The organism is Pseudomonas sp. DW-iso3, from assembly GCF_058725305.1.
Map to the genome: position 1 here is coordinate 284,545 of NZ_JBZXDZ010000001.1, position 21,559 is coordinate 306,103.

The window sequence follows — 21,559 nt, forward strand, 5'->3', positions numbered from 1 at the left end:
ATGAAAGGCGCATCGCTTCGTCATCAGCCCCCACAAGCACCGAGCCGCAAGCCGGTGCCGCGGGGTGCCAGTCGAATGGTGGCTAAAGAGCCGATGTCGGCGCGCCTGCCGAAAGCCAACTTCGGTTTCCTAAAGGCGCTGTACTGGCCGGTTTTGCTGGTGGTGCTGGGCTTCGGAACCTATGAAGGCGCGCAACGTCTGTTGCCGTATGCCGACCGGCCGATCACCAAGATCAGCGTGCAGGGCGACTTGAGTTACATCAGCCAGCAAGCGGTACAGCAGCGCATCGGCCCGTACCTGGCGGCGAGCTTCTTTACCATCGACCTGGCCGGCATGCGCTCGGAGCTGGAACAGATGCCATGGATCGCCCACGCCGAAGTCCGCCGCGTATGGCCGGACCAGGTGACGATCCGCCTGGAAGAACAGCTGCCGGTGGCCCGTTGGGGTGACGAAGCGCTGTTGAACAACCAGGGCCAGGCGTTCACCCCGCGTGAACTGGCGAACTATGAACACCTGCCGCAGCTGTTCGGGCCGCAGCGGGCACAGCAACAAGTGATGCAGCAGTACCAGGCCTTGAGCCAGATGCTGCGGCCAATGGGTTTCTCCATCGCACGCCTGGAATTGCGTGAACGGGGCAGTTGGTTTTTGACGACCGGGGCAGGCAGTTCCGGCCCGGGCATCCAGTTGTTGCTGGGACGCGACCGCTTGGTGGAAAAGATGCGCCGCTTCATTGCCATCTATGACAAGACCTTGAAAGAACAGATTACGAACATTGCGAGCGTCGACCTGCGTTACGCCAACGGCCTTGCCGTCGGCTGGCGTGAACCGGCTGCGCCCACGGCAGCGCAACCCGCTGTCGCGAAGAATTAAGAAGAGGCAGGACCCATGGCAAACGTGCAAAGCGGAAAAATGATCGTCGGTCTCGATATCGGCACCTCCAAAGTGGTGGCGCTGGTGGGCGAGGTCGGGGAAGACGGCGTCATCGAAATCGTCGGTATTGGCACGCATCCGTCCCGGGGCCTGAAGAAGGGCGTGGTGGTGAACATCGAGTCCACCGTGCAATCGATCCAGCGCGCCATCGAAGAAGCGCAGCTGATGGCCGGTTGCCGGATCCACTCGGCGTTCGTCGGCGTGGCGGGCAACCATATCCGCAGCCTGAACTCCCACGGCATCGTGGCGATCCGCGACCGCGAAGTCAGCTCCGCCGACCTTGAGCGCGTCCTCGACGCCGCCCAGGCCGTGGCGATCCCGGCGGACCAGCGCGTGCTGCACACCCTGCCGCAGGACTACGTGATCGACAACCAGGAAGGCGTTCGCGAGCCTCTGGGCATGTCGGGGGTACGTCTGGAGGCCAAGGTTCACGTCGTGACTTGCGCCGTCAACGCCGCACAGAACATTGAAAAATGCGTGCGCCGCTGCGGTCTGGAAATCGACGACATCATTCTCGAGCAGTTGGCCTCGGCCTACTCGGTACTGACCGACGACGAAAAAGAACTGGGCGTCTGCCTGGTCGACATCGGCGGTGGCACCACTGACATCGCGATCTTCACCGAGGGTGCGATCCGTCACACCGCCGTGATCCCGATTGCCGGTGACCAGGTGACCAACGACATCGCCATGGCGCTGCGTACACCGACCCAGTACGCCGAAGAAATCAAGATCCGCTACGCCTGCGCCCTGGCCAAGTTGGCCGGTGCCGGCGAGACCATCAAGGTGCCGAGCGTGGGTGACCGTCCACCGCGCGAACTGTCGCGCCAGGCCCTGGCCGAAGTGGTCGAGCCGCGCTACGACGAACTGTTCACCCTGATCCAGGCTGAACTGCGCCGCAGCGGCTACGAAGACCTGATCCCGGCCGGCATCGTGCTGACCGGTGGTACCTCGAAGATGGAAGGCGCGGTCGAGTTGGCCGAGGAAATCTTCCACATGCCGGTTCGCCTGGGCGTGCCCCATGGCGTCAAAGGCCTGGGCGACGTGGTACGCAACCCGATTTATTCCACCGGTGTGGGCTTGCTGTTGTACGGGCTGCAAAAGCAGACCGACGGCATTTCCCTGTCGGGCCCAAGCAACCGTGACAGCTACCGCAGCGACGACGAGGCCAAAGCGCCGTTGTTCGAGCGGTTGCAGGCATGGGTCAAGGGTAACTTCTAAAGATTTACCGCGACACCGCAGCACCGCAATAAGCAGTAGGCGAAAAAACTAGAGAAAACGAAAGGAGAGGGAACATGTTCGAACTCGTAGACAACATCCCCGCAAGCCCGGTCATCAAAGTGATCGGTGTCGGCGGTGGCGGCGGCAACGCTGTCAACCACATGGTCAAGAGCAACATTGAAGGCGTTGAATTCATTTGCGCCAACACTGATGCCCAGGCGCTGAAAAGCATCGGCGCGCGGACCATCCTGCAATTGGGCACAGCCGTGACCAAAGGCCTCGGCGCTGGCGCCAACCCGGAAGTCGGCCGTCAAGCCGCGCTGGAAGACCGCGAGCGTATTGCCGAAGTGCTGCAAGGCACCAACATGGTGTTCATCACCACCGGCATGGGCGGCGGTACCGGTACCGGTGCTGCGCCGATCATTGCCGAAGTGGCCAAGGAAATGGGCATTCTGACGGTGGCTGTCGTGACCCGTCCGTTCCCGTTCGAAGGTCGCAAGCGCATGCAGATCGCCGACGAAGGCATCCGTCTGCTGTCTGAAAGCGTCGACTCGTTGATCACCATCCCCAACGAGAAGTTGCTGACCATCCTGGGCAAGGACGCAAGCTTGCTGTCCGCCTTCGCCAAGGCTGACGATGTACTGGCCGGTGCCGTTCGCGGTATCTCCGACATCATCAAGCGCCCAGGCATGATCAACGTCGACTTTGCCGACGTCCGTACCGTGATGAGCGAAATGGGCATGGCGATGATGGGCACTGGCTGCGCCAGCGGTCCGAATCGTGCGCGTGAAGCCACTGAAGCGGCCATCCGCAACCCGTTGCTGGAAGACGTGAACCTGCAAGGTGCACGCGGTATCCTGGTGAATATCACCGCCGGTCCTGACCTGTCCCTGGGTGAGTACTCCGACGTGGGTAGCATTATCGAAGCCTTCGCTTCCGAGCACGCCATGGTCAAAGTCGGTACCGTGATCGATCCGGACATGCGCGACGAGCTGCATGTAACCGTGGTTGCGACCGGCCTGGGCGCAAAAATCGAGAAGCCTGTGAAGGTCATCGACAATACCGTCCATACCAACCATGCCAGCCAGCAAGCTGCCGCTCCAGCGCCTGCGCGCCAGGAACTGCCGTCTGTGAACTACCGTGACCTGGACCGTCCGACCGTGATGCGCAACCAGGCCCAGGCCGGTGCTGCAGCGTCCCGTAGCCCGAATCCGCAAGATGATCTGGACTACCTGGACATCCCGGCATTCCTGCGTCGTCAGGCCGATTAATGGAATGTATCAGGGCTATGAAGGTGATTGGTGTTCAGCAAAGGTCTGGTCTGCTATTATCGCCAGCCTTTGTTGATACCAGTTCGCAATTTGCGCTGAAGCGGTCCAAGCCATGATTAAACAACGCACCCTGAAGAATATTATTCGTGCCACAGGTGTAGGTCTGCACTCCGGGGAGAAGGTATACCTGACCCTCAAGCCTGCACCTGTCGACACCGGCATCGTGTTTGTGCGTGCCGACCTGGACCCTGTGGTGCAGATTCCTGCTCGCGCGGAAAACGTTGGCGAAACCACCATGTCGACCACATTGGTCAACGGTGACGTCAAAGTGGACACGGTGGAGCACTTGCTCTCGGCCATGGCTGGCCTGGGCATCGATAACGCCTACGTCGAGCTCTCCGCGTCCGAAGTCCCGATCATGGATGGCAGCGCTGGACCCTTCGTATTCTTGATTCAATCTGCCGGCCTGGAAGAACAGGACGCAGCCAAGAAGTTCATTCGCATTCTGCGGGAAGTGACAGTAGAAGACGGCGACAAGCGCGCCACCTTCGTCCCGTTCGAAGGCTTCAAAGTGAGCTTTGAGATCGATTTCGATCACCCGGTATTCCGTGACCGCACCCAAAGTGCAAGCGTGGATTTTTCCAGCACTTCGTTCGTAAAAGAAGTCAGCCGCGCCCGTACCTTTGGTTTCATGAGTGACATCGAGTACCTGCGCAAGCACAACCTCGCACTCGGCGGCAGCGTTGAAAACGCCATTGTGGTCGACGCGGATGGTGTACTGAACGAAGACGGCCTTCGCTACGAAGATGAATTCGTGAAGCACAAGATCCTCGATGCAATCGGTGACCTCTACCTGCTGGGCAATAGCCTGATAGGCGAGTTCAAAGGCTTCAAGTCGGGCCACGCCCTTAACAACCAGCTGCTGCGCAAGTTGATTGAGCAGACAGACGCTTGGGAAGTTGTGACCTTCGAAGATGCCAGCACCGCACCGATCTCTTACATGCGTCCCGTTGCGGCGGTGTAAGTAACAACTCTCTTTCTTTCGTTTTGAAAGGCCGCCTTCGGGTGGCCTTTTTTTATGTGCCGGCTACGACGTTGATCCTAGAGTGAGGGGGGTTGAGCCTCGACAATGCGGTTTCGGCCGCTGTGCTTGGCTTCATACAACGCCTGATCCGCACTCAGTAACAACGCTTCCAGCGACAGCCGGCTACGCTTGTCCCAGGTGCTCATGCCGATGCTCGCCGTAATCGGTTGCGCATCCCCCGCCACCCTTGGCAAATGCTCGATGCTGCTGCGGATATGCTCGGCGATGACCCAGGCACCCTTCGCGTCCGTGTGGGGCAGCACCACCGCGAATTCCTCACCGCCATAACGCGCCGCGAGATCAGCCGGGCGGCGGATATTGGCGCCTATCACTTGCGCCACGGTGCGCAATGCCGCGTCTCCACCGTGATGGCCATGGCGGTCGTTAAAGGCTTTGAAGTGGTCGACGTCGATCATCAGCACGGTCAGTGGTTCGAGCGAGCGTTGCGCGCGGTCCCATTCAAGGCGCAGGCGTTCGTCCAGAATGCGACGGTTGGCCAAGCCGGTCAGGGCGTCGACGGCTGCCAGTTCTGACAGCACGCGCTCTGCGCGATAACGGCGTCGCAGTTCGCGGCGCAGCATCCAGGTCAGCCATAACAAACCGATACACAGGATGCCAGTGGCGCCACTGGTCAACAGCGCGGCGCGTTGCCAGCGGGCGAATACATCTTGGCTGGACAGTGCAACCACAACGATCAGCGGTAGCTCACCCACATTGGTGAAGGTGTACAGGCGTTCCGTGCCGCTGATGGCAGAGATCGCCTGGAAGGTGCCACTGCCTTCACGCAGTATTCGCTTGAAATTCGGTCGCTCGCTCAGGTCCTTGTCGATCATGTCGCTTTCGAGCAGCGGCTGCTGGGCCAATAAAAAACCTTGGTTATTAAGCAGGTTGACGCTGCTGCCGTTGCCGATGGTCACGGTGTTGAAGAGCTGGTCGAAATACGCCAGGCGCATGGTCGCGACCGCAACGCCAGCAAACTCACCGTTGGGCCCCGACACTCGACGGCTGAATGCCATGCGCCAGAGCTGGTCGCAGTCGCAATGAATCTTGAACGGCCGGCTGATATACAAGCCGGCCTGGGCGTCCTTGGTATGCACCTGGAAGTAATCGCGGTTGGCAAAATTGCGTGGGGTGGGCTGCAGGGTGGAAGAATCGGCGATCACTGTGCCATTGGCATCCAACAACAGCACTTCACCTTTGAAAGGCGCAGCGGTGGACAGGTCAAACTGCACCAAGTGTTGGATATTTGCGGAAACCTGGGCCAGGTCCTCACGTTGCCTGGCAGCAATCAACCCTTTGAGGGCCAGGTCGTAGAGTTCGACGTTACGCAGCACGTCGGCATTGATCAACTGCGCAATATTGGTGGTTGAGCGCGTCGCGGCCTGCAGGGTGCTCGCGTGTTCGCGGATCAGCAACACCGCGACGATGACCACGATCAGGACGACAGTAAGGCCACTGCCCAGAATCAGAAATAGCTCTGGGCGTGCCGGTAAGCTTCGAACGCGGGGAGGACTCATCGGGCAGACTTCAGCGGGACAATACTGGCAGTTTAGATCTACCCGATGAAAATTAAATACCCGATAAAAAAGAAAGATCTGGGTGTCAGAACACGTTGATCGGGTAATCGACGATCACTCGGTATTCATCCACGTCTCGATCCACCGCCGAGTAGCCGTTGCTGCCGCGATTGGTCGCCCACTGCAGGCGCACGGCCAGGTCTTTGGCTTTGCCACCCTGTACCACGTACTTGAGGTCGATATCCCGTTCCCAGTGTTTGGCGTCTTTGCCGTCAGCGCTGTACCAGGCGCTATAGCCCCGGCTTTGCGGGTCGACCTTGGTCAGGTCGGTCTTGCCGCTGATGTAGGACACCGCCGAGGTCAAGCCGGGCAGGCCCAGTCCTCCGAAGTTATAAGCGTACTTGAGTTTCCAGGAACGCTCGTTGGGGCCGTTGAAGTCGGAGTATTGCTGTGAGTTGTCCAGGTACACGCTGTCGCCCTGGGCGATGTAGTCGAACGGCGTGTTGCCGTTGACCCTCTGGTACGCGGCAGTGACGCTGTGATGGCCGACGTCCACGGTGAAGTGCAGGCTGTAGGTGTTGTTGTCGATATCCCCCAGCAGCGACTGCCCGGTGTCCTGGGTGTGGTAGTAATGCAGACCGGGGTTGAGACTGATCATCTCGTTCACCACATAGGTGTAGTCCAGGTCGTAGTAGTACTGATTCCACACGTCCTTGAGTTCGGCGGCGTAGAGGTTGCTGGTCAGCCCGTCGATACCGCTGAACGACACGCCGGCCCAGTTCATGTGCTGGCTGTCCGTGTGCTCGGGCAGCGCGCCGTAGCTGGTGCCGATGCGACGGTGGCCGCTCTGGTTATAGAGCTTGGTGAAGCTGGCCTGGCCACCTTCGAACATCCAACCGTCGAGGCTGTGGTTGGTCAGGCTCACGCCACGGAAAGTCTGCGGCAACATGCGGGTCGCGCCGCCGGCAATCACCGGGTTATTGAGGAACAGGTCGCCGGCTTTCAGCTCGGTATCGAATGCGCGCATTTTCAAGGTGCCACCGGCCGTCGAGAACGAGCCGGGCGCCTTGCCGTTGCCGCTGCCGTACGGAAGGATGCTGGAGCCATCGGTGCCGCCACCGCCGTCCAGTTTGAGGCCGAGCATGGCGTGGGCGTCCAGGCCGAAACCGACCGTGCCCTGGGTGTAGCCGGACTCGAAGATGCCGAGAAACCCCTGGCCCCATTCCTTGCTGTCATCGGTGTGAATATCGCGACGGTCGCGGTTCATGTAGTAGTTGCGGGTGTTGATATTGAGGTGGGCACCTTCGACGAAACCGTCGGCGGGGGTGGAGTCTGCCGCGTGGGCAAGGGGGGCAATCGTTGCTGCAATCGCGAGGAATAACGGGGTGAACGTCAGCGAGTTCTTCACCGGTGGAGCTCCTTTGGTCAATCGAAAACGGCCAGTGTCGTTGGGGGGGCCTGGCCTTTTTTACGGCAAAAAAAAGCCGCTGAAGTCAGCGGCTTTAAGACAGATTCCCAGTGTAGAGCCCTGGAAAAAAGTCGAGGGAAATTCGGGTAAGCGGAGACTGCCTTTGCCGTCGCGCTCATCGATGCGTCAAATTAACGCAGGCGAGCGGTGCGATACAGAGTGTAACAAGATAATGACTGTTGCCCAAATCGCAACAGTCAGGCGTTAGACCGGCAGGGTAATGCCAAACGTATTCCCACCGCCGTCGCTGCGTACGAACACATCGCCGCCGTGCATCAGGGCAATCGCCTTGACGATGGCCAGGCCCAGGCCGTGATTGGCCCCGCTGTTGCTGCGCGATGCATCCACTCGATAGAAGCGTTCGAACAGGCGCGGCAAGTGTTCGCTGGCAATCGCGTCACCGGGGTTGGTCACGCCGATTGCTACCTGATGGTCCTGTCGCTCGATGCTCACCACGATCACCTGATCGGGTGCTGTGTGTTGCACCGCGTTGCTCAGCAGATTGATCAGTGCGCGGCGCAGGTGGGCTTTTTCGATCTGCACCGTGGCATCGCCGCGTACCTGCACCGTGACCTGGGCGTCTTCGAGGATGAAGTCCAGGTAGTCGAGGGTGGTTGCCACTTCATCGGCCAGGGAGCTTTCGGTCAGCTTGGTGGCCTTGCTGCCTTGGTCGGCGCTGGCCAGGAACAGCATGTCGTTGATGATCGAGCGCAGGCGCTCCAGCTCTTCGAGGTTGGATTGAAGCACCTCGAAATAATGCTCGGCAGAGCGCCCGCGAGTCAGCGCAACCTGGGTCTGGCCGATCAGGTTGGTCAGTGGCGAGCGCAGTTCGTGGGCCACGTCGGCATTGAACGACTCAAGGCGTGAGTAAGCCTGCTCCACGCGGTCGAGGGTGGAATTGAACGAGTTGACGAACTGGCTCAACTCCGGCGGCAACGGTGACAGTTGCAGGCGTCCGGAGAGCTTGGGTGGGGCGAGTTTCTGTGCCTCATCCGAGAGTTTGCCCAGGGGTTTGAGGCCGATGCGCGCGACCCAGAAGCCCAGCAACGACGCCAGCACCACGCCCACCAACGAGAGGGCGACCAGCGCGACCAGCAAGTGGTGCTGGGTGGCGCGGAAATTCTCGGTGTCGATGGCGATCATGAAACGCAAGGGCGGACGCTGATCCTTGGCCGGGAACTGGCTCACCAGCACCTTGAGCGGGTATTCGCGCCCCGGCAGGCGCAGGTCGCGCTTGCCCGTGGGGCCTTCGGCGAAGGCACGGATCTGCGCATCGGGGTTGCCGTACTCATAGTTCGGATCACTGCTCACGACCCAGAAGCGGATGCGCTTGTCTTCCTCACCCAACAACTTGAGCTTGGCCTGAATCTTCACCCAATGGTCCGGTGTACCGAAGCGGTTCACCGAAGACTCCAGCACGCTGTAGCGCGCATCCAGCTCGGCGCCCGGCAACAAGCCGAGGCTGCGGTCCACCTGCTGGTACAACGCGCCGCCGATCAATAGGAAGATCAGCAGCGCCACCAGGGTGAACATGCTGCTCAGGCGCAGGGCAATGGAGTTAGCTGACACTTCGGCTCTCCAGCACATAGCCCATGCCACGGATGGTGTGCAGCAGCTTGGTGTCGAACGGCCCGTCGAGTTTGGCGCGCAGGCGCTTGATCGCGACTTCCACCACGTTGGCGTCGCTGTCGAAATTGATGTCCCAGACCATTTCCGCAATCGCGGTCTTGGACAGGATCTCGCCCTGGCGCCGCGCCAATACGCTGAGCAGTGAGAACTCCTTGGCGGTCAGATCCAGGCGCACGCCGTTGCGGCTGGCCTTGCGGCTGATCAGGTCGATCCACAGGTCGGCAACTGTCACCTGCACCGGTTCGTGGCCGCCGCTGCGGCGGGTCAGGGCTTGCAGGCGGGCCACCAGTTCCAGGAAGGAGAAAGGCTTGCCCAGGTAATCGTCGGCGCCTTCGCGCAGGCCACGGATGCGGTCTTCCACGCGTTCGCGGGCGGTGAGCATGATTACCGGCGTCTGCTTGCGCGCACGCAAGGCGCGCAGCACGCCAAAGCCGTCGAGGCCGGGCAGCATCACGTCAAGTACGATCACGGCGTAGTCGTTTTCCAGTGCCAGGTGCAACCCCTCGACGCCTTCGCGCGCCACATCGACGGTGTAGCCTTGCTCCGTCAGACCGCGGTGTAGGTAATCCGCGGTTTTTTCTTCATCTTCAATAATCAGGACGCGCATCAGCCTTTTGCTCCAGGGCGGGGCCTCAGCCTCAATGTGTGGTCGCCAATGCAGGCGTTGGTTTGGGCTTGTGGAAAAACTTCTCAAGGTACAAGTATATGACCGGCGTGGTGAACAGCGTCAGTGCCTGGCTCACCAGCAACCCGCCGACCACTGCGATACCCAGCGGTTGGCGCATTTCCGCACCGGGGCCGGTACCGAGCATCAGCGGCACCGCGCCGAGCAGGGCGGCGAGGGTGGTCATGATGATCGGTCGGAACCGCGTGACGCAGGCTTCGTAGATCGCATCCTCCGGCGACAGGCCCCTGACGCGCTGAGCCTCCAGGGCAAAGTCGATCATCAGGATGCCGTTCTTCTTCACGATGCCGATCAACAGCACCAGGCCGATCAGCGCCATGATCGAAAAGTCCTGGCCCATCAGCGACAGCATGATCAGCGCACCCAACCCCGCCGAAGGCAAGGTGGAGATGATCGTCAACGGGTGCACGAAACTCTCGTACAGCACGCCGAGGATAATGTAGACCGCCACCAGTGCCGCCAGGATCAGCCATGGCTGGCTGGCCAGCGAACTCTGAAAGGCCTGTGCCGCGCCCTGGAAGTTGCCGATGAGGGTGGTCGGCATGCCGATTTCATTCTTGGCCTGGTTGAGCATGATCACCGCGTCGCCCAGTGCCACCCCAGGCGCCAGGTTGAATGACAGGTTGGCGGCCGGGAACATGCCGTCATGACTGATCGACAGTGGGCCCACGGTGGGCGGATCGACTTTGGCCAGTGCCGACAGCGGCACCATCTCGTTGGTCAGCGGCGAGCGCAGATAAAAGTAGTTGAGGCTCTCGGCCTTGCCGCGTTGCTGGGTGTCCAGTTCCAGCACCACTTGGTACTGGTTGATCTCGGTCTGGAACTCATTGATCTGGCGTTGGCCGAACGCGTCGTACAGCGCCTGGTCGACATCGGTGGCGGTGAGGCCGAAGCGCGCGGCGGCCTGACGGTCGATGCTGATGTGGGTGATGCTGCCGCCCAGTTGCAGGTCATTGGACAGGTCGCGAAACGCCGGGTTGGCCCGCAGTTTTTCGGTGAGGCGCTGGGTCCAGGTGTTGAGCGTCGGCCCGTCGTTGCTCTTGAGCACATACTGATACTGGGCGCGGCTGGGGCCGGAACTCAAGTTGATGTCCTGACCGGCGCGCAGGTACAGCACAATGCCTGGCACCTTCGCCAGTTTAGGGCGGATACGGTCGATGAACTGGCTGGCTGACACATCGCGGTCGCCACGGTCTTTCAAGGCGATCCAGAAACGGCCGTTGGCGATGGTCTGGTTGCTGCCCGTCACGCCGACCGAGTGCGAAAATGCTGCCACCGCTGGGTCGGCCTTGACGATCTCGGCGAGGGCTTTGTGTTTGGCGACCATGTCCGGGTAGGACACATCGGCCGCCGCCTCGCTGGTGCCCAGAACAAAACCGGTGTCCTGCACGGGGAAGAAACCCTTGGGGATAAACACATAGCCGACCACGGCCAAGGCCAGGGTCACTACAAAGATTGCCGCCATGGTGCGTTGATGGGCCAGGGCACGGCGCAGGTTGCGTGCATAGCCGGCCAGCAGTCGCTCGCTGAAACCGGGTTTGTCGTGGGCATGATGGGTGGGGGCGCGCATGAACAGCGCAGCCAGCGTCGGTGCCAACGTCAGCGAGACCACCACCGAAATCAGGATGGTCGAGGTGGCCGTCAGGGCGAACTCCTTGAACAGCCGCCCGACCACGCCGCCCATGAACAGCAGCGGAATAAACGCGGCCACCAGCGAGAAGCTGATGGACACCACGGTAAAGCCGATTTCACCGGCGCCCTTGATCGCCGCTTCGCGTTTGTCGAGCCCGGCTTCCAAGTGGCGGTGAATGTTCTCTACCACCACGATGGCATCGTCCACGACAAACCCCACGGCGATTACGATCGCCACCAGCGTGAGGTTGTTCAAACTGAAACCCATCAGGTACATCAGCGCAAAGCTGGCAACCAACGACACCCCCAGCACGCTGGACACGATCATCGTTGCCGACAACTGGCGCAGGAACAACGCCATCACCGCCACCACCAGCAGAATGGCGATCAGCAGCGTCACTTCCACTTCATGCAGGGACGCGCGGATGGTCTTGGTGCGGTCGGTCAGTACGCTGACCTGCACCGACGCCGGGAGCATGGCTTGCAGGCGCGGCAATTCGGCTTGAATGCGGTCCACGGTCTCGACGATATTCGCCCCGGGCTGGCGCGAGATCACCAGGTTGACCCCGGGCGTGTCGCCGGCCCACGCCTGTACGTAGGCGTTTTCCGAACCATTGATGACTTTGGCGATATCCCGCAACTGAACCGGTGCCCCGTCCTTATAAGACACGATCAACTGCGCGTAGTCCTCCGGGTGGAACAACTGGTCGTTGGTCGACAGGGTCGACACGCTGTTCTCACCGTAGATCGCGCCCTTGGCCAGGTTGAGGCTCGATTGCTGGATGGCCAAACGAATATCGGCCAGGGTCAGGCCGATGGCGGCGAGTTTGTCCGGGGATGCCTGCACCCGAATCGCCGGGCGCTGCTGGCCGGTGATGTTGATCTGGCCAACGCCGTCGATCTGGCTGATCTGCCTGGCCAGCAGGGTTTCCACGTAATCACTCAGCTCGGTGCTGGGCATGCTGTTGGAGCTGACGCTGAGAATCAGCACCGGGCTGTCCGCCGGGTTGACCTTCTTCCAGGTCGGCAGGCTCGGCATATCGCTGGGCAGCTTGCCGGACGCGGTGTTGATCGCCGCCTGCACTTCTTGCGCAGCGGTGTCGATGCTCTTGGTCAATGTAAATTGCAGGGTCAGCAGGCTGGAGCCCAGTGCGCTGCTGGACGTCATTTGGGTCATGCCGGGGATGGCGCTGAATTGCACCTCCAGCGGCGTTGCCACGGATGACGCCATGGTGTCCGGGCTGGCGCCGGGCAGGGTGGCGGTGACCTGGATCGTCGGAAATTCTGCTTCCGGCAGTGGGGCGATGGCCAGGCGCGGGAAGGCAATCAGCCCGAGCAGCACCAGGGCGAAGGTCAGCAGAAGGGTGGCAACCGGGTGGTCGACGCACCAGGCTGAGGGCGAACGGCTCATGGCTGCACCTTGGCATCAACGGTCTGGATCACCTGCGGCGGCTCCTTGAGGACTTCCACCTGGGCGCCTGCCTTGAGTCGCGATTGGCCGTCACTGACCAGCACATCCCCGGCTTGTACGCCCTTGATGATGTTCACGTCGCTGTCCTGGTAGGTGACTTGCACCGGTACCACGTCGACCTTGTCACCGTTGACCCGGTATACGAAGTGCGAATCCAGGCCACGCTGCACCACGGTCGGTGGCACCACCAAGGCGTTTTTGTCGAGGGCGGTCTGGATCTTGATGGTCACCAGTTGTCCTGGCCACAAGCGTTGCGAGGCGTTGTTGAACTCGGCCTTGGCGCGCAGAGTGCCGGTGGTGGAACTGATCTGGTTGTCGATCAGACTCAAGTGGCCTTCGCCGAGCAGGTCGCCGGTCTGGCCATCGGTGTCGGCGCCGAGGTAGGCATCGACGCTGGCCTGGGTAGGCGCTGCGATCAAGCCCTGCAAGGTGGGCAACATCTGCTGTGGCAGGGAGAACTCGACGGCAATCGGGTCGATCTGGGTCACGGAAAACAGGCCCTGGGCATCGCTGGTGCGCAGGAAGTTGCCTTCATCCACGGTGCGAATACCCACGCGGCCACTGACCGGTGAGCGAATTTGGGTGTAGGAAAGTTGTACCTGGGCTGAATCGATCGCGGCCTGTTTGCCTTGGGCCGTGGCCTTTAGCTGGTTGACCAGCGCTTGTTGCTGGTCATAGGTCTGTTTGGACACGCCGTCGTCGACGCTCAATGCCTTGTAGCGCTTGAGGTTGACCAGCGCCACCTGCAACTGTGCCTGGCTTTCGCCCAGTTGTGCCTTGGCCTGGTCAAGGCTGGCGCGGATCGAGCGGTCATCGATGGTCGCCAGCAGGTCACCGGCCTTGACCAGTTGCCCTTCCTTGACCAGCAATTTAGTCAGGATGCCATCCACTTGCGGGCGAATCACCACACTGTGCAACGACAGCACTGAACCGATCCCGCTGACAAAACGTGGAATATCCTGCTGCGCCACGCTTACCACCCTCACCGGAATCGCAGTGGGCGCCGCCAGTTTGGACTTGGCCGGGCGGGTCAGTGCCCAGGCCGCAACAGCCAACACCACGAGGACACCTACGATCAGGGCGGTTTTTCGTTGAATTTGCATGGGGTGAGGTGCCAAGGCGAAGGATTGGAAGTGGATGAGGCCTTTATAGCCCGCCAATCCGGTCAGCAAGGTGACTGCTAACTGACAGCGCTGTCAGTAAAGACCGACCATTCGTACAGGTGGTGGTTAAAGATCCGAGGCGGGCAGGTATACTGCGCGCCAGCGTGGCCCGCAAGCTGGCCCCGCGTCATTTTTTGCACGCTCCGGAGCCTCCATGACTTCCCCGACACAACCCCCTGTTGAAGCGGCCGACCTCGTCGATCCGGCCAGCGCCGAAGGCGTTGAAAAAGCCGAGATCCCGGCGTTCAAGTTTCCCTTCAAACCGGGTGAACTGGCGGGGGCCAAGAATGCCGCCCAGCCCTGGTACAAGAACGGCGCCAAGAACGGCCACACCAAGACCCCGGGCATGGCCCCGCCGGGTACGCGCCGCTCCATGGGTAAACGTTAAGATTAATCGGTTGTAATGTTTGGCGGATGTTGCCTACAGCCTCCGCTGATGTTTCTGATTGTAGGCCGGCGACTGTTTCTTGAAAGCTGCACAGCCTTTGCGCTTCCCTGGGTTTTTAGTGGGGTGGAGCGCAGCGTGCTCTTTCCGGAAAAGGACGTTTCCTGTGGCCCTGATACACCTGTGTGTAATGCTTGCCCTGTCGCTCGCGGTGGATGCCGTTGCAGGCATTGATCAACCACGGCGCGAAATCCGCTTTGCTGTCGTCGCACAGTTTTCCCCTTTCCAGAGTCGCAACCCGCAAGGACAGTTGATCGGTCTGAATATCGAGTTGGGTAACGCGCTCTGCCAGCAATTGAATGTGCGCTGTACCTGGGTCGACCAGGTGCTGGTCGAAAACTTCGAAGGCCTTGAAGCCCGGCAATTCGATGCAATCATGGGTATTGCCTCCACCCCCCAGCGCCGGCGCCGGGTGAGTTTCACCGACAACCTCTACCCCTTCACCACACGGTTGGTGGCGCTGCGAACCTCAGGCCTTTTGCCAACGCCAACGTCGCTCAAGGGCAAGCGGGTCGGGGTATTGCTGGGGAGTAACCGCGAAGCGTTTGCCCGGTCCCAATGGGGGCCAAAAGGCGTGATCATCAGGAGCTTCTGGCTCAACGACGAACTGGTTCGCAGCCTGCTGGCGGGTGAAATAGACGCGACCCTGCAGGGCACCGTGGAAATTCGCAACGCGCTGCTCGACACTGCCGCCGGCCAGGACTACGACTTTCTGGGCCCCGCCGTGTCTACTGAACTGCTGGGCGACGGTGTGGCGATCGCGCTGCGTAGCACCGATACGGGGCTGCGCACTGAGCTCAACCGTGCCCTCGAGCAGCTTATGCACAACGGCGAATATCAGCGGATCCTTGCACCTTATCGCCTGGACGCGCCGTGATGGCTTAGTCAGTTGTAGCGTCAGTGGGCGAGAGCGTTTTGCACTAAGCCGCGCGTAACGGGATAAACGCGTAGTTGGCCGGCACCTCGGTCGCAATCTGCGCCCCGGCATCCAGCACCTGCTCGGCGATGTCCAGTCCGGACACATGGAACACCCACTCATTGGCCACCGACGGCTGACTTATCGCCAACTCGATCGCCTGGGCAAATGCCCCCATGTCCGGCAGGTAAGCGGTAAATCCATCGCCCTTGAGCGCCGTGGTGCGAATGCCCAGTAATGCGCACACCGCCTCTTTGGTCTGCACATCGTCGCGGTCGGCCTGGCGCGAACGACGGATCAGTTCAGCCAGCGCCTGGTCCATCAGCTCACCGCCGACGATCAGCACCGGCCCCTGTTCCCAGGATTCCGGTGGGCATTCCTTGGCAGCGGGGTTCAGCGGGATATGCGGGTTGATTTCCATCGGATAGATGCGACACACCAACGGGCGGCGCGCATAGATGCGGCACAGGTTGTCTTCGTCAAGATTCCGGCAGCGCCCCGCGTTGTAGGCCGCAAAGGTGATTGCCACAAACGCCTCGGTGTTGCCGCTGGGCACCACCACCGAACGGCGCTCGGCATGTTCGCGTTGCAGCTGGGGCAGGCCCAGTCCATTGCCCAGGAAACCTTCCACCAGAACAATGACGTTACCGCCGTCCGCCGCCCACATCCGGGCCTCTTCCAGGGTCAGGGGCACGTGATGGTCGGAGCAGCATTTGCCGCAGCCGACGCAGGAAAATTGAGTATTCATGGCGGATCTGTCACCAGGTTAGGTCAGAGGGCACGCAAGAACGGTGACGGGTTTTTACCTCTGTTCACCAATTCGCTCTCTGGAAGCAAGTTACACGCCAGTGTGTGTTAGTCCTGAGGTACTACGTCGCGTAGGACAAATTTCATGCCTGCGCTTTCATACAGCTGGCGGGCACGCACATTGCTCTCCAGCACCTTGAGGTCCACGTAGGGTTCGCCGCGTTGCTTGAACGTCTGGAAGCTGTGCAGCAACAAGGCTCGCCCCAGCCCTTGGCCTTGGGCGCAGGGGTGAATAGAGAGGTTCTTGATAAAGGCGCTGGTCCAGCACTGGGCCACGCCGAGAATGCCTTCGTCGTTGCTGACCACCAGGCACAGGGTGGGATCGAACTCGGCGTCAGTGGTGAACTGATGCCGCCAGGTGTCCAGGTTGGGAACGCGACCGCCGCCCTGATCCTGGGTCAGGCACAGCACGGCATGAATCGCTGGAGCCAAGTCGTTGCGGTAGTGATCCAGTCGCGTACCCGGCGGCCACTGAGGGGCGGGCAGGCTGCCGGTGAGGTCACGACGCAGCAGTTGGAAATAGTCGCTCACAGGCCTTTTTGTGCCACCGTTTGAGCGGCCACTACCAGGCACTTGGTCAGTTCCGGCGAGGAGAATTTGGTGAGCACCGCGTCGGCGCCGGCCAGCCGGGCTTTTTCGCTGTTCATCGCGCTGTCCAGGGACGTGTGCAGCAGCACGTAGAGGTGCTGGAAGTCCGGGGTTTCGCGCAGGGTGCGGGTCAGGGCGTAGCCGTCCATTTCCGACATCTCGATATCCGACACCACCACATTGATCTGCTCGACCGTGCCTTGCAGCTCCAGCAGCACATCGATGGCTTCCTTGGCGCTGCGTGCGGTGTGGCAGGTGAGGCCAAGGTTGCGCAGGGTGTGCACCGATTGCTGCAGGGCGACCTGACTGTCGTCCACCACCAGGATGCATGCGTTGCCCAGTACTTCAGCTTCTTCCATGGTCAGGTCGGTTGGCGCTGCTTCGATCGGTGCCGGCGCGATACCGTGGATGACTTTCTCGATATCCAGTACCTGCACCAGACCGCCTTCCACTTGAGTCACCCCGGTAATGAACGCACGGTTACCGCCGGAGCCATAGGGCGGCGGGCGGATGTCGGTGGTCAGGCAATGCACGATCTTGCTCACCGCCTGTACATGCAGGCCCTGCTTGGAGCGGCTCACGTCGGTGACGATCAGGCAGCCGCCGTCCGGGTCTGCCAAGGGCATTTCGCCCAGAGCGCGGCTCAGGTCGATCACCGCCAGCGAGTTGCCACGCAGGGTGGCGATGCCTTTGACGTGAGGGTGGGACTCCGGCAGCTTGGTCAGCGGCGGGCAAGGAATGATTTCACTGACTTTCAGCAGGTTGATCGCCATCAGCTTGCCGCTGCGCAAGGTAAAGAGCAGAAGCGAAAGTGAGTCTGCGCGGGCTTTGGTGGTAGACATAAAAACCTTCTGTGGATCAGGGATGACGATCTATAGAGGGTTATCGACTTGGGGAGGCCAGGCTTTAACCGGATTTTGTATCGGGACGGGTGTGTGGGAGCGGGCTCCCACACACGGCCTATTTCAGCCCTTCCACACTTGCGGATTGACCAGGTCCTGCGGGCGTTGGCCCAGCAGAGCACTGCGCAGGTTGTCCAGAGCACGGTTGGCCATGGCTTCACGGGTTTCGTGGGTGGCCGAGCCGATGTGCGGCAGAGTCACGGCATTGCTCAGTTGGAACAGCGGCGACTCGGCCAGCGGCTCCTGCTCGTACACATCCAGCCCGGCACCGCGGATGGTCTGGTTTTGCAGGGCTTCGATCAGCGCCGGCTCGTCTACCACCGGGCCGCGGGAGATGTTGATCAGGATCGCGCTGGATTTCATCAAACCCAGTTCGCGGGTGCTGATCAGATGACGGGTCTTGTCGCTCAACGGCACCACCAGGCACACGAAATCCGCTTCGGCCAGCAGCTCATCCAGGCTGCGAAACTGCGCGCCCAGTTCCTGCTCCAGTGCCGGCTTGCGGCTGTTGCCGCTGTACAGGATCGGCATGTTGAACCCCAGGCGCCCACGCCGGGCCACGGCTGCGCCGATGTTGCCCATGCCGACGATGCCCAGGGTCTTGCCATGCACGTCGCAACCGAACAACGGCGCGCCGACGCTGGCTTTCCACTGGCCGGCCTTGGTCCAGGCGTCCAGTTCGGCCACCCGGCGGGCGCTGCTCATGAGCAGGGCAAAGGCCAGGTCGGCGGTGCTTTCGGTGAGCACATCGGGGGTGTTGGTGAGCATGATCCCGCGTTCGTTGAAGTACGCCACATCGTAGTTGTCGTAGCCCACCGACACACTGGACACCACTTCCAGCTTGCTCGCGCCCTGTAACTGCTCGCGCCCCAGCTTGCGGCCCACGCCGATCAGGCCGTGGGCGTGGGGCAGGGCTTCATTGAATTGAGCGCTGATGTCGCCCAGCTTGGGGTTGGGCGCGATCACTTCGAAATCCTGTTGCAGGCGTTCGATCATTTCCGGGGTGACGCGGCTGAAGGCGAGGACAGTCTTTTTCATTGCAGGCGGGCTCATCGACTACGGAAGAATGCCAAGCACGCTAACATTCCTGCCGACAATTGTCAGGGCACCCTGAACCAAAGTGGGCACAGTCCAAAACGCGGGAGCTGTTGTTTGATAGCCCTCAGTTCGCCAACCGAGCGCCGCTGAGGCTGCCGCTCAATTCATACGCCACCAACTCCGCCTGATGCGCCGCCAGAATCTCCGGCAGCGAGCCACGCAGGTATTCCACCCAGGTTTTGATCTTCGCATCCAGGTATTGGCGCGATGGGTAGATGGCGTACAGGTTCAACTCCTGGGAACGGTAGTTGGGCATTACCCGCACCAGGGTGCCGTTGCGCAGGCCTTCGATGGCCGCGTACACCGGCAACAGGCCGACGCCCATGCCGCTGGTGATCGCGGTTTTCATCGCGTCGGCCGAGTTCACCAGGAACGGCGACGTATTGATCGCCACGCTTTCCTGGCCTTCGGGGCCGTTGAAAGTCCACTTGTCCAGTTGGATCACCGGGCTGACCAGGCGCAGGCAGGCGTGGTTGAGCAAGTCCTGTGGGCGCTGCGCGCAACCTTTGGCCTTGACGTAATCCGGCGAGGCGCACGCGATGCTGTAGGTAATGCCCAGACGCTGGGACACGAAGCCCGAGTCCGGCAGCTCGCTGGCCAGCACGATGGACACGTCGTAGCCCTCATCGAGCAAGTCCGGCACGCGGTTGGCCAGGGTCAGGTCGAAGGTGACGTCCGGGTGGGTGCGGCGGTAACGGGCAATTGCATCGATGACAAAATGCTGGCCGATACCGGTCATGGTGTGCACTTTCAGCTGCCCGGCCGGGCGCGCGTGGGCGTCGCTGGCTTCGGCCTCGGCTTCCTCGACGTAGGCCAGGATCTGCTCGCAGCGCAGCAGATAGCGTTTGCCGGCCTCGGTCAGCGCGATGCGTCGGGTGGTACGGTTGAGCAAGCGGGTTTGCAGATGGGCCTCAAGGTTGGAGACCGCGCGCGACACGTTGGCGGTGGTGGTATCCAGTTGCACGGCGGCGGCGGTGAAGCTGCCGGCTTCGGCCACGCAACTGAAGGCGCGCATATTTTGCAAAGTGTCCATGGAGTGTTCTCAGGGGAGATAACAAATTGTGACAGAAAGTTGCGCCGTCCAGTGATCCCTACCAACGGATTATCGCCTGAACGGTAACAAAGATTCACAGGAATGCCAGCTTATCGTCCTCCCTATCGCCCCCTAGAATTGCGCCACCTACCCCCGCATCACCTCAGGAAGTCGCTTGCCGTGCCGCGTCGCATCAGCAGAGAGCTGAAGACTCTCAGTGTTTGGGCCTTATCGTTAGCAATCAGCGGCTGCATCGGAACCGGAGGAATTGCCCCACAAGGCCAGTCCCTCAACGCCAATACCCTGGCCACCGACGACGCCATCCAAAACGCTGCACAAGACGCCCACTGGCCCACCGGGCAATGGTGGCAGGCCTACGGCGACCCGCAATTGAACCGTTGGGTCGACCTGGCCACTCAGCACAGCCCAAGCATGGCCATGGCTGCCGCGCGAGTGCGCGAGGCGCGGGCCATGGCCGGGGTCGCCGAGTCGGCCGAATCGCTGCAGATCAATAGCGACACCACCCTCAAGCGCCACAATTGGCCCAAGGATCAGTTCTATGGTCCTGGCGAACTGAGCGGTGCCAACACCTGGGACAACAATGCCAGCCTGGGCCTGAGTTACGCCCTCGACCTGTGGGGCCGCGAAAGCAATGCCACCGAGCGTGCCGTCGACCTGGCGCACATGAGCGCTGCCGAAGCGCGCCAGGCCCAGCTCGAATTGCAGAACAACGTGGTGCGCGCCTATATCCAGTTGTCGTTGCATTACGCCAACCGCGATATCGTCGCGGCGACCCTGGCACAACAGCAACAGATTCTCGACCTGGCCAACACACGCCTGAACGCCGGGATCGGCACCCACTTCGATGTCAGCCAGGCCGAAACCCCGTTGCCGGAAACCCATCGCCAACTGGATGCGTTGGACGAAGAGATCGCCCTGAGCCGTAACCAGTTGGCAGCCCTGGCGGGCAAAGGACCCGGGGAGGGCGCGCAGTTACAGCGCCCGAGCCTGTCCCTGGCCGCGCCGTTGAAATTGCCCTCGAGCCTGCCCGCGCAATTGCTCGGCCAGCGCCCGGACGTGGTTGCCCGCCGCTGGCAAGTTGCGGCCCAGGCCCGTGGCATCGATGTGGCCCATGCCGGTTTCTACCCCAATGTCGACCTGGTCGGCAGCCTCGGATACATGGCCACCGGTGGCGGCATGCTGGAATTCCTGGCGGGCAAGAAATTCAACTACAACGTGGGACCTGCGATCACCTTGCCGATCTTCGACGGCGGCCGCCTGCGTGCGGAACTGGGCGAAGCCAGCGCGGGCTATGACATCGCTGTCGCCCAGTACAACCAGACCCTGGTCAATGCCCTCAAGGGTATCAGCGACCAATTGATCCGCCGCGAATCCATGGATAAGCAAGCCGCCTTCGCCGCGCAGTCGGTGGCCTCGGCGCAGAAGACCTACGACATCGCGATGATCGCCTATCAACGTGGCCTCACCGATTACCTGAATGTGCTGAATGCGCAGACCTTGCTGTTTCATCAGCAACAGATCGAGCAACAGGTGCAGGCCGCTCGCCTGAGCGCCCACGCCGAACTGGTGACGGCCCTGGGCGGCGGCCTCGGCGCCGGCGACGACGCACCGCAAGATGCCAAGACCCTCCCGAGCAAGACCCCGGCGGCGCTGGCCGTGTTTGATCACTGAGTAGGATTCG

Annotated in this window: 18 protein-coding genes; 7 read left to right on the plus strand and 11 right to left on the minus strand. The window is 61.3% G+C overall.

Annotation, left to right across the window (positions count from 1 at the left end; genetic code table 11):
- The 4 genes from AC4PS7_RS01395 (at position 1) to lpxC (ending at position 4,443) form a co-directional block, all read left to right on the plus strand.
- Positions 1 to 870: a cell division protein FtsQ/DivIB gene (locus tag AC4PS7_RS01395; protein ID WP_010213032.1), complete on the plus strand. Its 870-nt coding sequence runs from the start codon at positions 1 to 3 to the stop codon at positions 868 to 870.
- A 15-nt stretch (positions 871 to 885) separates the two neighbouring features.
- Positions 886 to 2,148 carry a cell division protein FtsA gene (ftsA, locus tag AC4PS7_RS01400; RefSeq protein ID WP_010213031.1) on the plus strand — a complete coding sequence of 421 codons (1,263 nt, stop codon included), beginning with the start codon at positions 886 to 888 and terminating at the stop codon, positions 2,146 to 2,148.
- Between the two features lie 74 nt (positions 2,149 to 2,222).
- Positions 2,223 to 3,419 carry a cell division protein FtsZ gene (gene ftsZ, locus AC4PS7_RS01405; RefSeq protein ID WP_010213029.1) on the plus strand — a complete coding sequence of 399 codons (1,197 nt, stop codon included), beginning with the start codon at positions 2,223 to 2,225 and terminating at the stop codon, positions 3,417 to 3,419.
- 112 nt (positions 3,420 to 3,531) lie between these two features.
- Complete coding sequence (gene lpxC, locus AC4PS7_RS01410; protein WP_003171886.1) at positions 3,532 to 4,443, plus strand: UDP-3-O-acyl-N-acetylglucosamine deacetylase; 912 nt, start codon at positions 3,532 to 3,534, stop codon at positions 4,441 to 4,443.
- 77 nt (positions 4,444 to 4,520) lie between these two features.
- Here lpxC and AC4PS7_RS01415 read toward each other — a convergent pair whose 3' ends face one another.
- The 6 genes from AC4PS7_RS01415 to AC4PS7_RS01440 all read right to left on the minus strand — a co-directional run bounded on the left by AC4PS7_RS01415 (position 4,521) and on the right by AC4PS7_RS01440 (position 14,008).
- Positions 4,521 to 6,020 carry a sensor domain-containing diguanylate cyclase gene (locus AC4PS7_RS01415; RefSeq protein WP_492179032.1) on the minus strand — a complete coding sequence of 500 codons (1,500 nt, stop codon included), beginning with the start codon at positions 6,018 to 6,020 and terminating at the stop codon, positions 4,521 to 4,523.
- A gap of 85 nt (positions 6,021 to 6,105) precedes the next feature.
- A complete protein-coding gene (locus tag AC4PS7_RS01420) occupies positions 6,106 to 7,428 on the minus strand; it encodes an OprD family porin (RefSeq protein WP_042571674.1) in 1,323 nt (440 codons plus the stop codon).
- 264 nt (positions 7,429 to 7,692) lie between these two features.
- Complete coding sequence (locus AC4PS7_RS01425; protein ID WP_252958912.1) at positions 7,693 to 9,057, minus strand: heavy metal sensor histidine kinase; 1,365 nt, start codon at positions 9,055 to 9,057, stop codon at positions 7,693 to 7,695.
- Positions 9,047 to 9,724 (minus strand): heavy metal response regulator transcription factor, encoded by a 678-nt coding sequence (locus AC4PS7_RS01430; protein ID WP_010213025.1) that lies wholly within the window; start codon positions 9,722 to 9,724, stop codon positions 9,047 to 9,049. Before AC4PS7_RS01430 ends, AC4PS7_RS01425 begins: the two co-directional genes overlap by 11 nt.
- Before the next feature lie 31 nt (positions 9,725 to 9,755).
- Positions 9,756 to 12,845, minus strand: coding sequence for a multidrug efflux RND transporter permease subunit (locus AC4PS7_RS01435; protein ID WP_010213022.1), 3,090 nt, complete (start codon positions 12,843 to 12,845; stop codon positions 9,756 to 9,758).
- Positions 12,842 to 14,008 (minus strand): efflux RND transporter periplasmic adaptor subunit, encoded by a 1,167-nt coding sequence (locus AC4PS7_RS01440; RefSeq protein ID WP_305437012.1) that lies wholly within the window; start codon positions 14,006 to 14,008, stop codon positions 12,842 to 12,844. The genes AC4PS7_RS01435 and AC4PS7_RS01440 overlap by 4 nt, the downstream gene beginning before the upstream one ends.
- 214 nt (positions 14,009 to 14,222) lie before the next feature.
- Between AC4PS7_RS01440 and AC4PS7_RS01445 the strand changes: the two genes are divergently transcribed.
- Together AC4PS7_RS01445 and AC4PS7_RS01450 are read left to right on the plus strand one after the other, a co-directional pair.
- A complete protein-coding gene (locus AC4PS7_RS01445) occupies positions 14,223 to 14,456 on the plus strand; it encodes a hypothetical protein (RefSeq protein WP_010213018.1) in 234 nt (77 codons plus the stop codon).
- Between the two features lie 163 nt (positions 14,457 to 14,619).
- Positions 14,620 to 15,390 carry a transporter substrate-binding domain-containing protein gene (locus tag AC4PS7_RS01450; RefSeq protein WP_042571675.1) on the plus strand — a complete coding sequence of 257 codons (771 nt, stop codon included), beginning with the start codon at positions 14,620 to 14,622 and terminating at the stop codon, positions 15,388 to 15,390.
- A gap of 43 nt (positions 15,391 to 15,433) precedes the next feature.
- Here AC4PS7_RS01450 and AC4PS7_RS01455 read toward each other — a convergent pair whose 3' ends face one another.
- The 5 genes from AC4PS7_RS01455 to AC4PS7_RS01475 all read right to left on the minus strand — a co-directional run bounded on the left by AC4PS7_RS01455 (position 15,434) and on the right by AC4PS7_RS01475 (position 19,857).
- Positions 15,434 to 16,177 carry a YkgJ family cysteine cluster protein gene (locus AC4PS7_RS01455; RefSeq protein WP_183701191.1) on the minus strand — a complete coding sequence of 248 codons (744 nt, stop codon included), beginning with the start codon at positions 16,175 to 16,177 and terminating at the stop codon, positions 15,434 to 15,436.
- A 107-nt stretch (positions 16,178 to 16,284) separates the two neighbouring features.
- On the minus strand, positions 16,285 to 16,767 hold the full coding sequence (locus AC4PS7_RS01460; RefSeq protein ID WP_010213013.1) for a GNAT family N-acetyltransferase: 483 nt from the start codon (positions 16,765 to 16,767) through the stop codon (positions 16,285 to 16,287).
- Entirely contained in the window at positions 16,764 to 17,666 is a 903-nt protein-coding gene (locus AC4PS7_RS01465; protein WP_492179033.1) for a chemotaxis protein CheV, read from the minus strand. The genes AC4PS7_RS01460 and AC4PS7_RS01465 overlap by 4 nt, the downstream gene beginning before the upstream one ends.
- A 123-nt stretch (positions 17,667 to 17,789) precedes the next feature.
- A complete protein-coding gene (locus tag AC4PS7_RS01470) occupies positions 17,790 to 18,764 on the minus strand; it encodes a 2-hydroxyacid dehydrogenase (protein WP_042571676.1) in 975 nt (324 codons plus the stop codon).
- A gap of 124 nt (positions 18,765 to 18,888) precedes the next feature.
- Positions 18,889 to 19,857: a LysR family transcriptional regulator gene (locus AC4PS7_RS01475; RefSeq protein ID WP_010213008.1), complete on the minus strand. Its 969-nt coding sequence runs from the start codon at positions 19,855 to 19,857 to the stop codon at positions 18,889 to 18,891.
- 180 nt (positions 19,858 to 20,037) lie between these two features.
- On the opposite strand from AC4PS7_RS01475, the gene AC4PS7_RS01480 reads away from it, so the two are divergent.
- Positions 20,038 to 21,549 (plus strand): efflux transporter outer membrane subunit, encoded by a 1,512-nt coding sequence (locus tag AC4PS7_RS01480; protein ID WP_010213007.1) that lies wholly within the window; start codon positions 20,038 to 20,040, stop codon positions 21,547 to 21,549.
- Positions 21,550 to 21,559: the final 10 nt, after the last annotated feature.

Excerpts from the sequence above, each read along its gene's own strand:
- AC4PS7_RS01395 (WP_010213032.1), top strand. The coding sequence starts at position 1 with ATGAAAGGCGCATCGCTTCGTCATCAGCCCCCACAAGCACCGAGCCGC.
- ftsA (WP_010213031.1), top strand. The coding sequence starts at position 886 with ATGGCAAACGTGCAAAGCGGAAAAATGATCGTCGGTCTCGATATCGGC.
- ftsZ (WP_010213029.1), top strand. The coding sequence starts at position 2,223 with ATGTTCGAACTCGTAGACAACATCCCCGCAAGCCCGGTCATCAAAGTG.
- lpxC (WP_003171886.1), top strand. The coding sequence starts at position 3,532 with ATGATTAAACAACGCACCCTGAAGAATATTATTCGTGCCACAGGTGTA.
- AC4PS7_RS01415 (WP_492179032.1), bottom strand. The coding sequence starts at position 6,020 with ATGAGTCCTCCCCGCGTTCGAAGCTTACCGGCACGCCCAGAGCTATTT.
- AC4PS7_RS01430 (WP_010213025.1), bottom strand. The coding sequence starts at position 9,724 with ATGCGCGTCCTGATTATTGAAGATGAAGAAAAAACCGCGGATTACCTA.
- AC4PS7_RS01435 (WP_010213022.1), bottom strand. The coding sequence starts at position 12,845 with ATGAGCCGTTCGCCCTCAGCCTGGTGCGTCGACCACCCGGTTGCCACC.
- AC4PS7_RS01440 (WP_305437012.1), bottom strand. The coding sequence starts at position 14,008 with ATGCAAATTCAACGAAAAACCGCCCTGATCGTAGGTGTCCTCGTGGTG.
- AC4PS7_RS01445 (WP_010213018.1), top strand. The coding sequence starts at position 14,223 with ATGACTTCCCCGACACAACCCCCTGTTGAAGCGGCCGACCTCGTCGAT.
- AC4PS7_RS01455 (WP_183701191.1), bottom strand. The coding sequence starts at position 16,177 with ATGAATACTCAATTTTCCTGCGTCGGCTGCGGCAAATGCTGCTCCGAC.
- AC4PS7_RS01465 (WP_492179033.1), bottom strand. The coding sequence starts at position 17,666 with ATGTCTACCACCAAAGCCCGCGCAGACTCACTTTCGCTTCTGCTCTTT.
- AC4PS7_RS01470 (WP_042571676.1), bottom strand. The coding sequence starts at position 18,764 with ATGAAAAAGACTGTCCTCGCCTTCAGCCGCGTCACCCCGGAAATGATC.
- AC4PS7_RS01475 (WP_010213008.1), bottom strand. The coding sequence starts at position 19,857 with ATGGACACTTTGCAAAATATGCGCGCCTTCAGTTGCGTGGCCGAAGCC.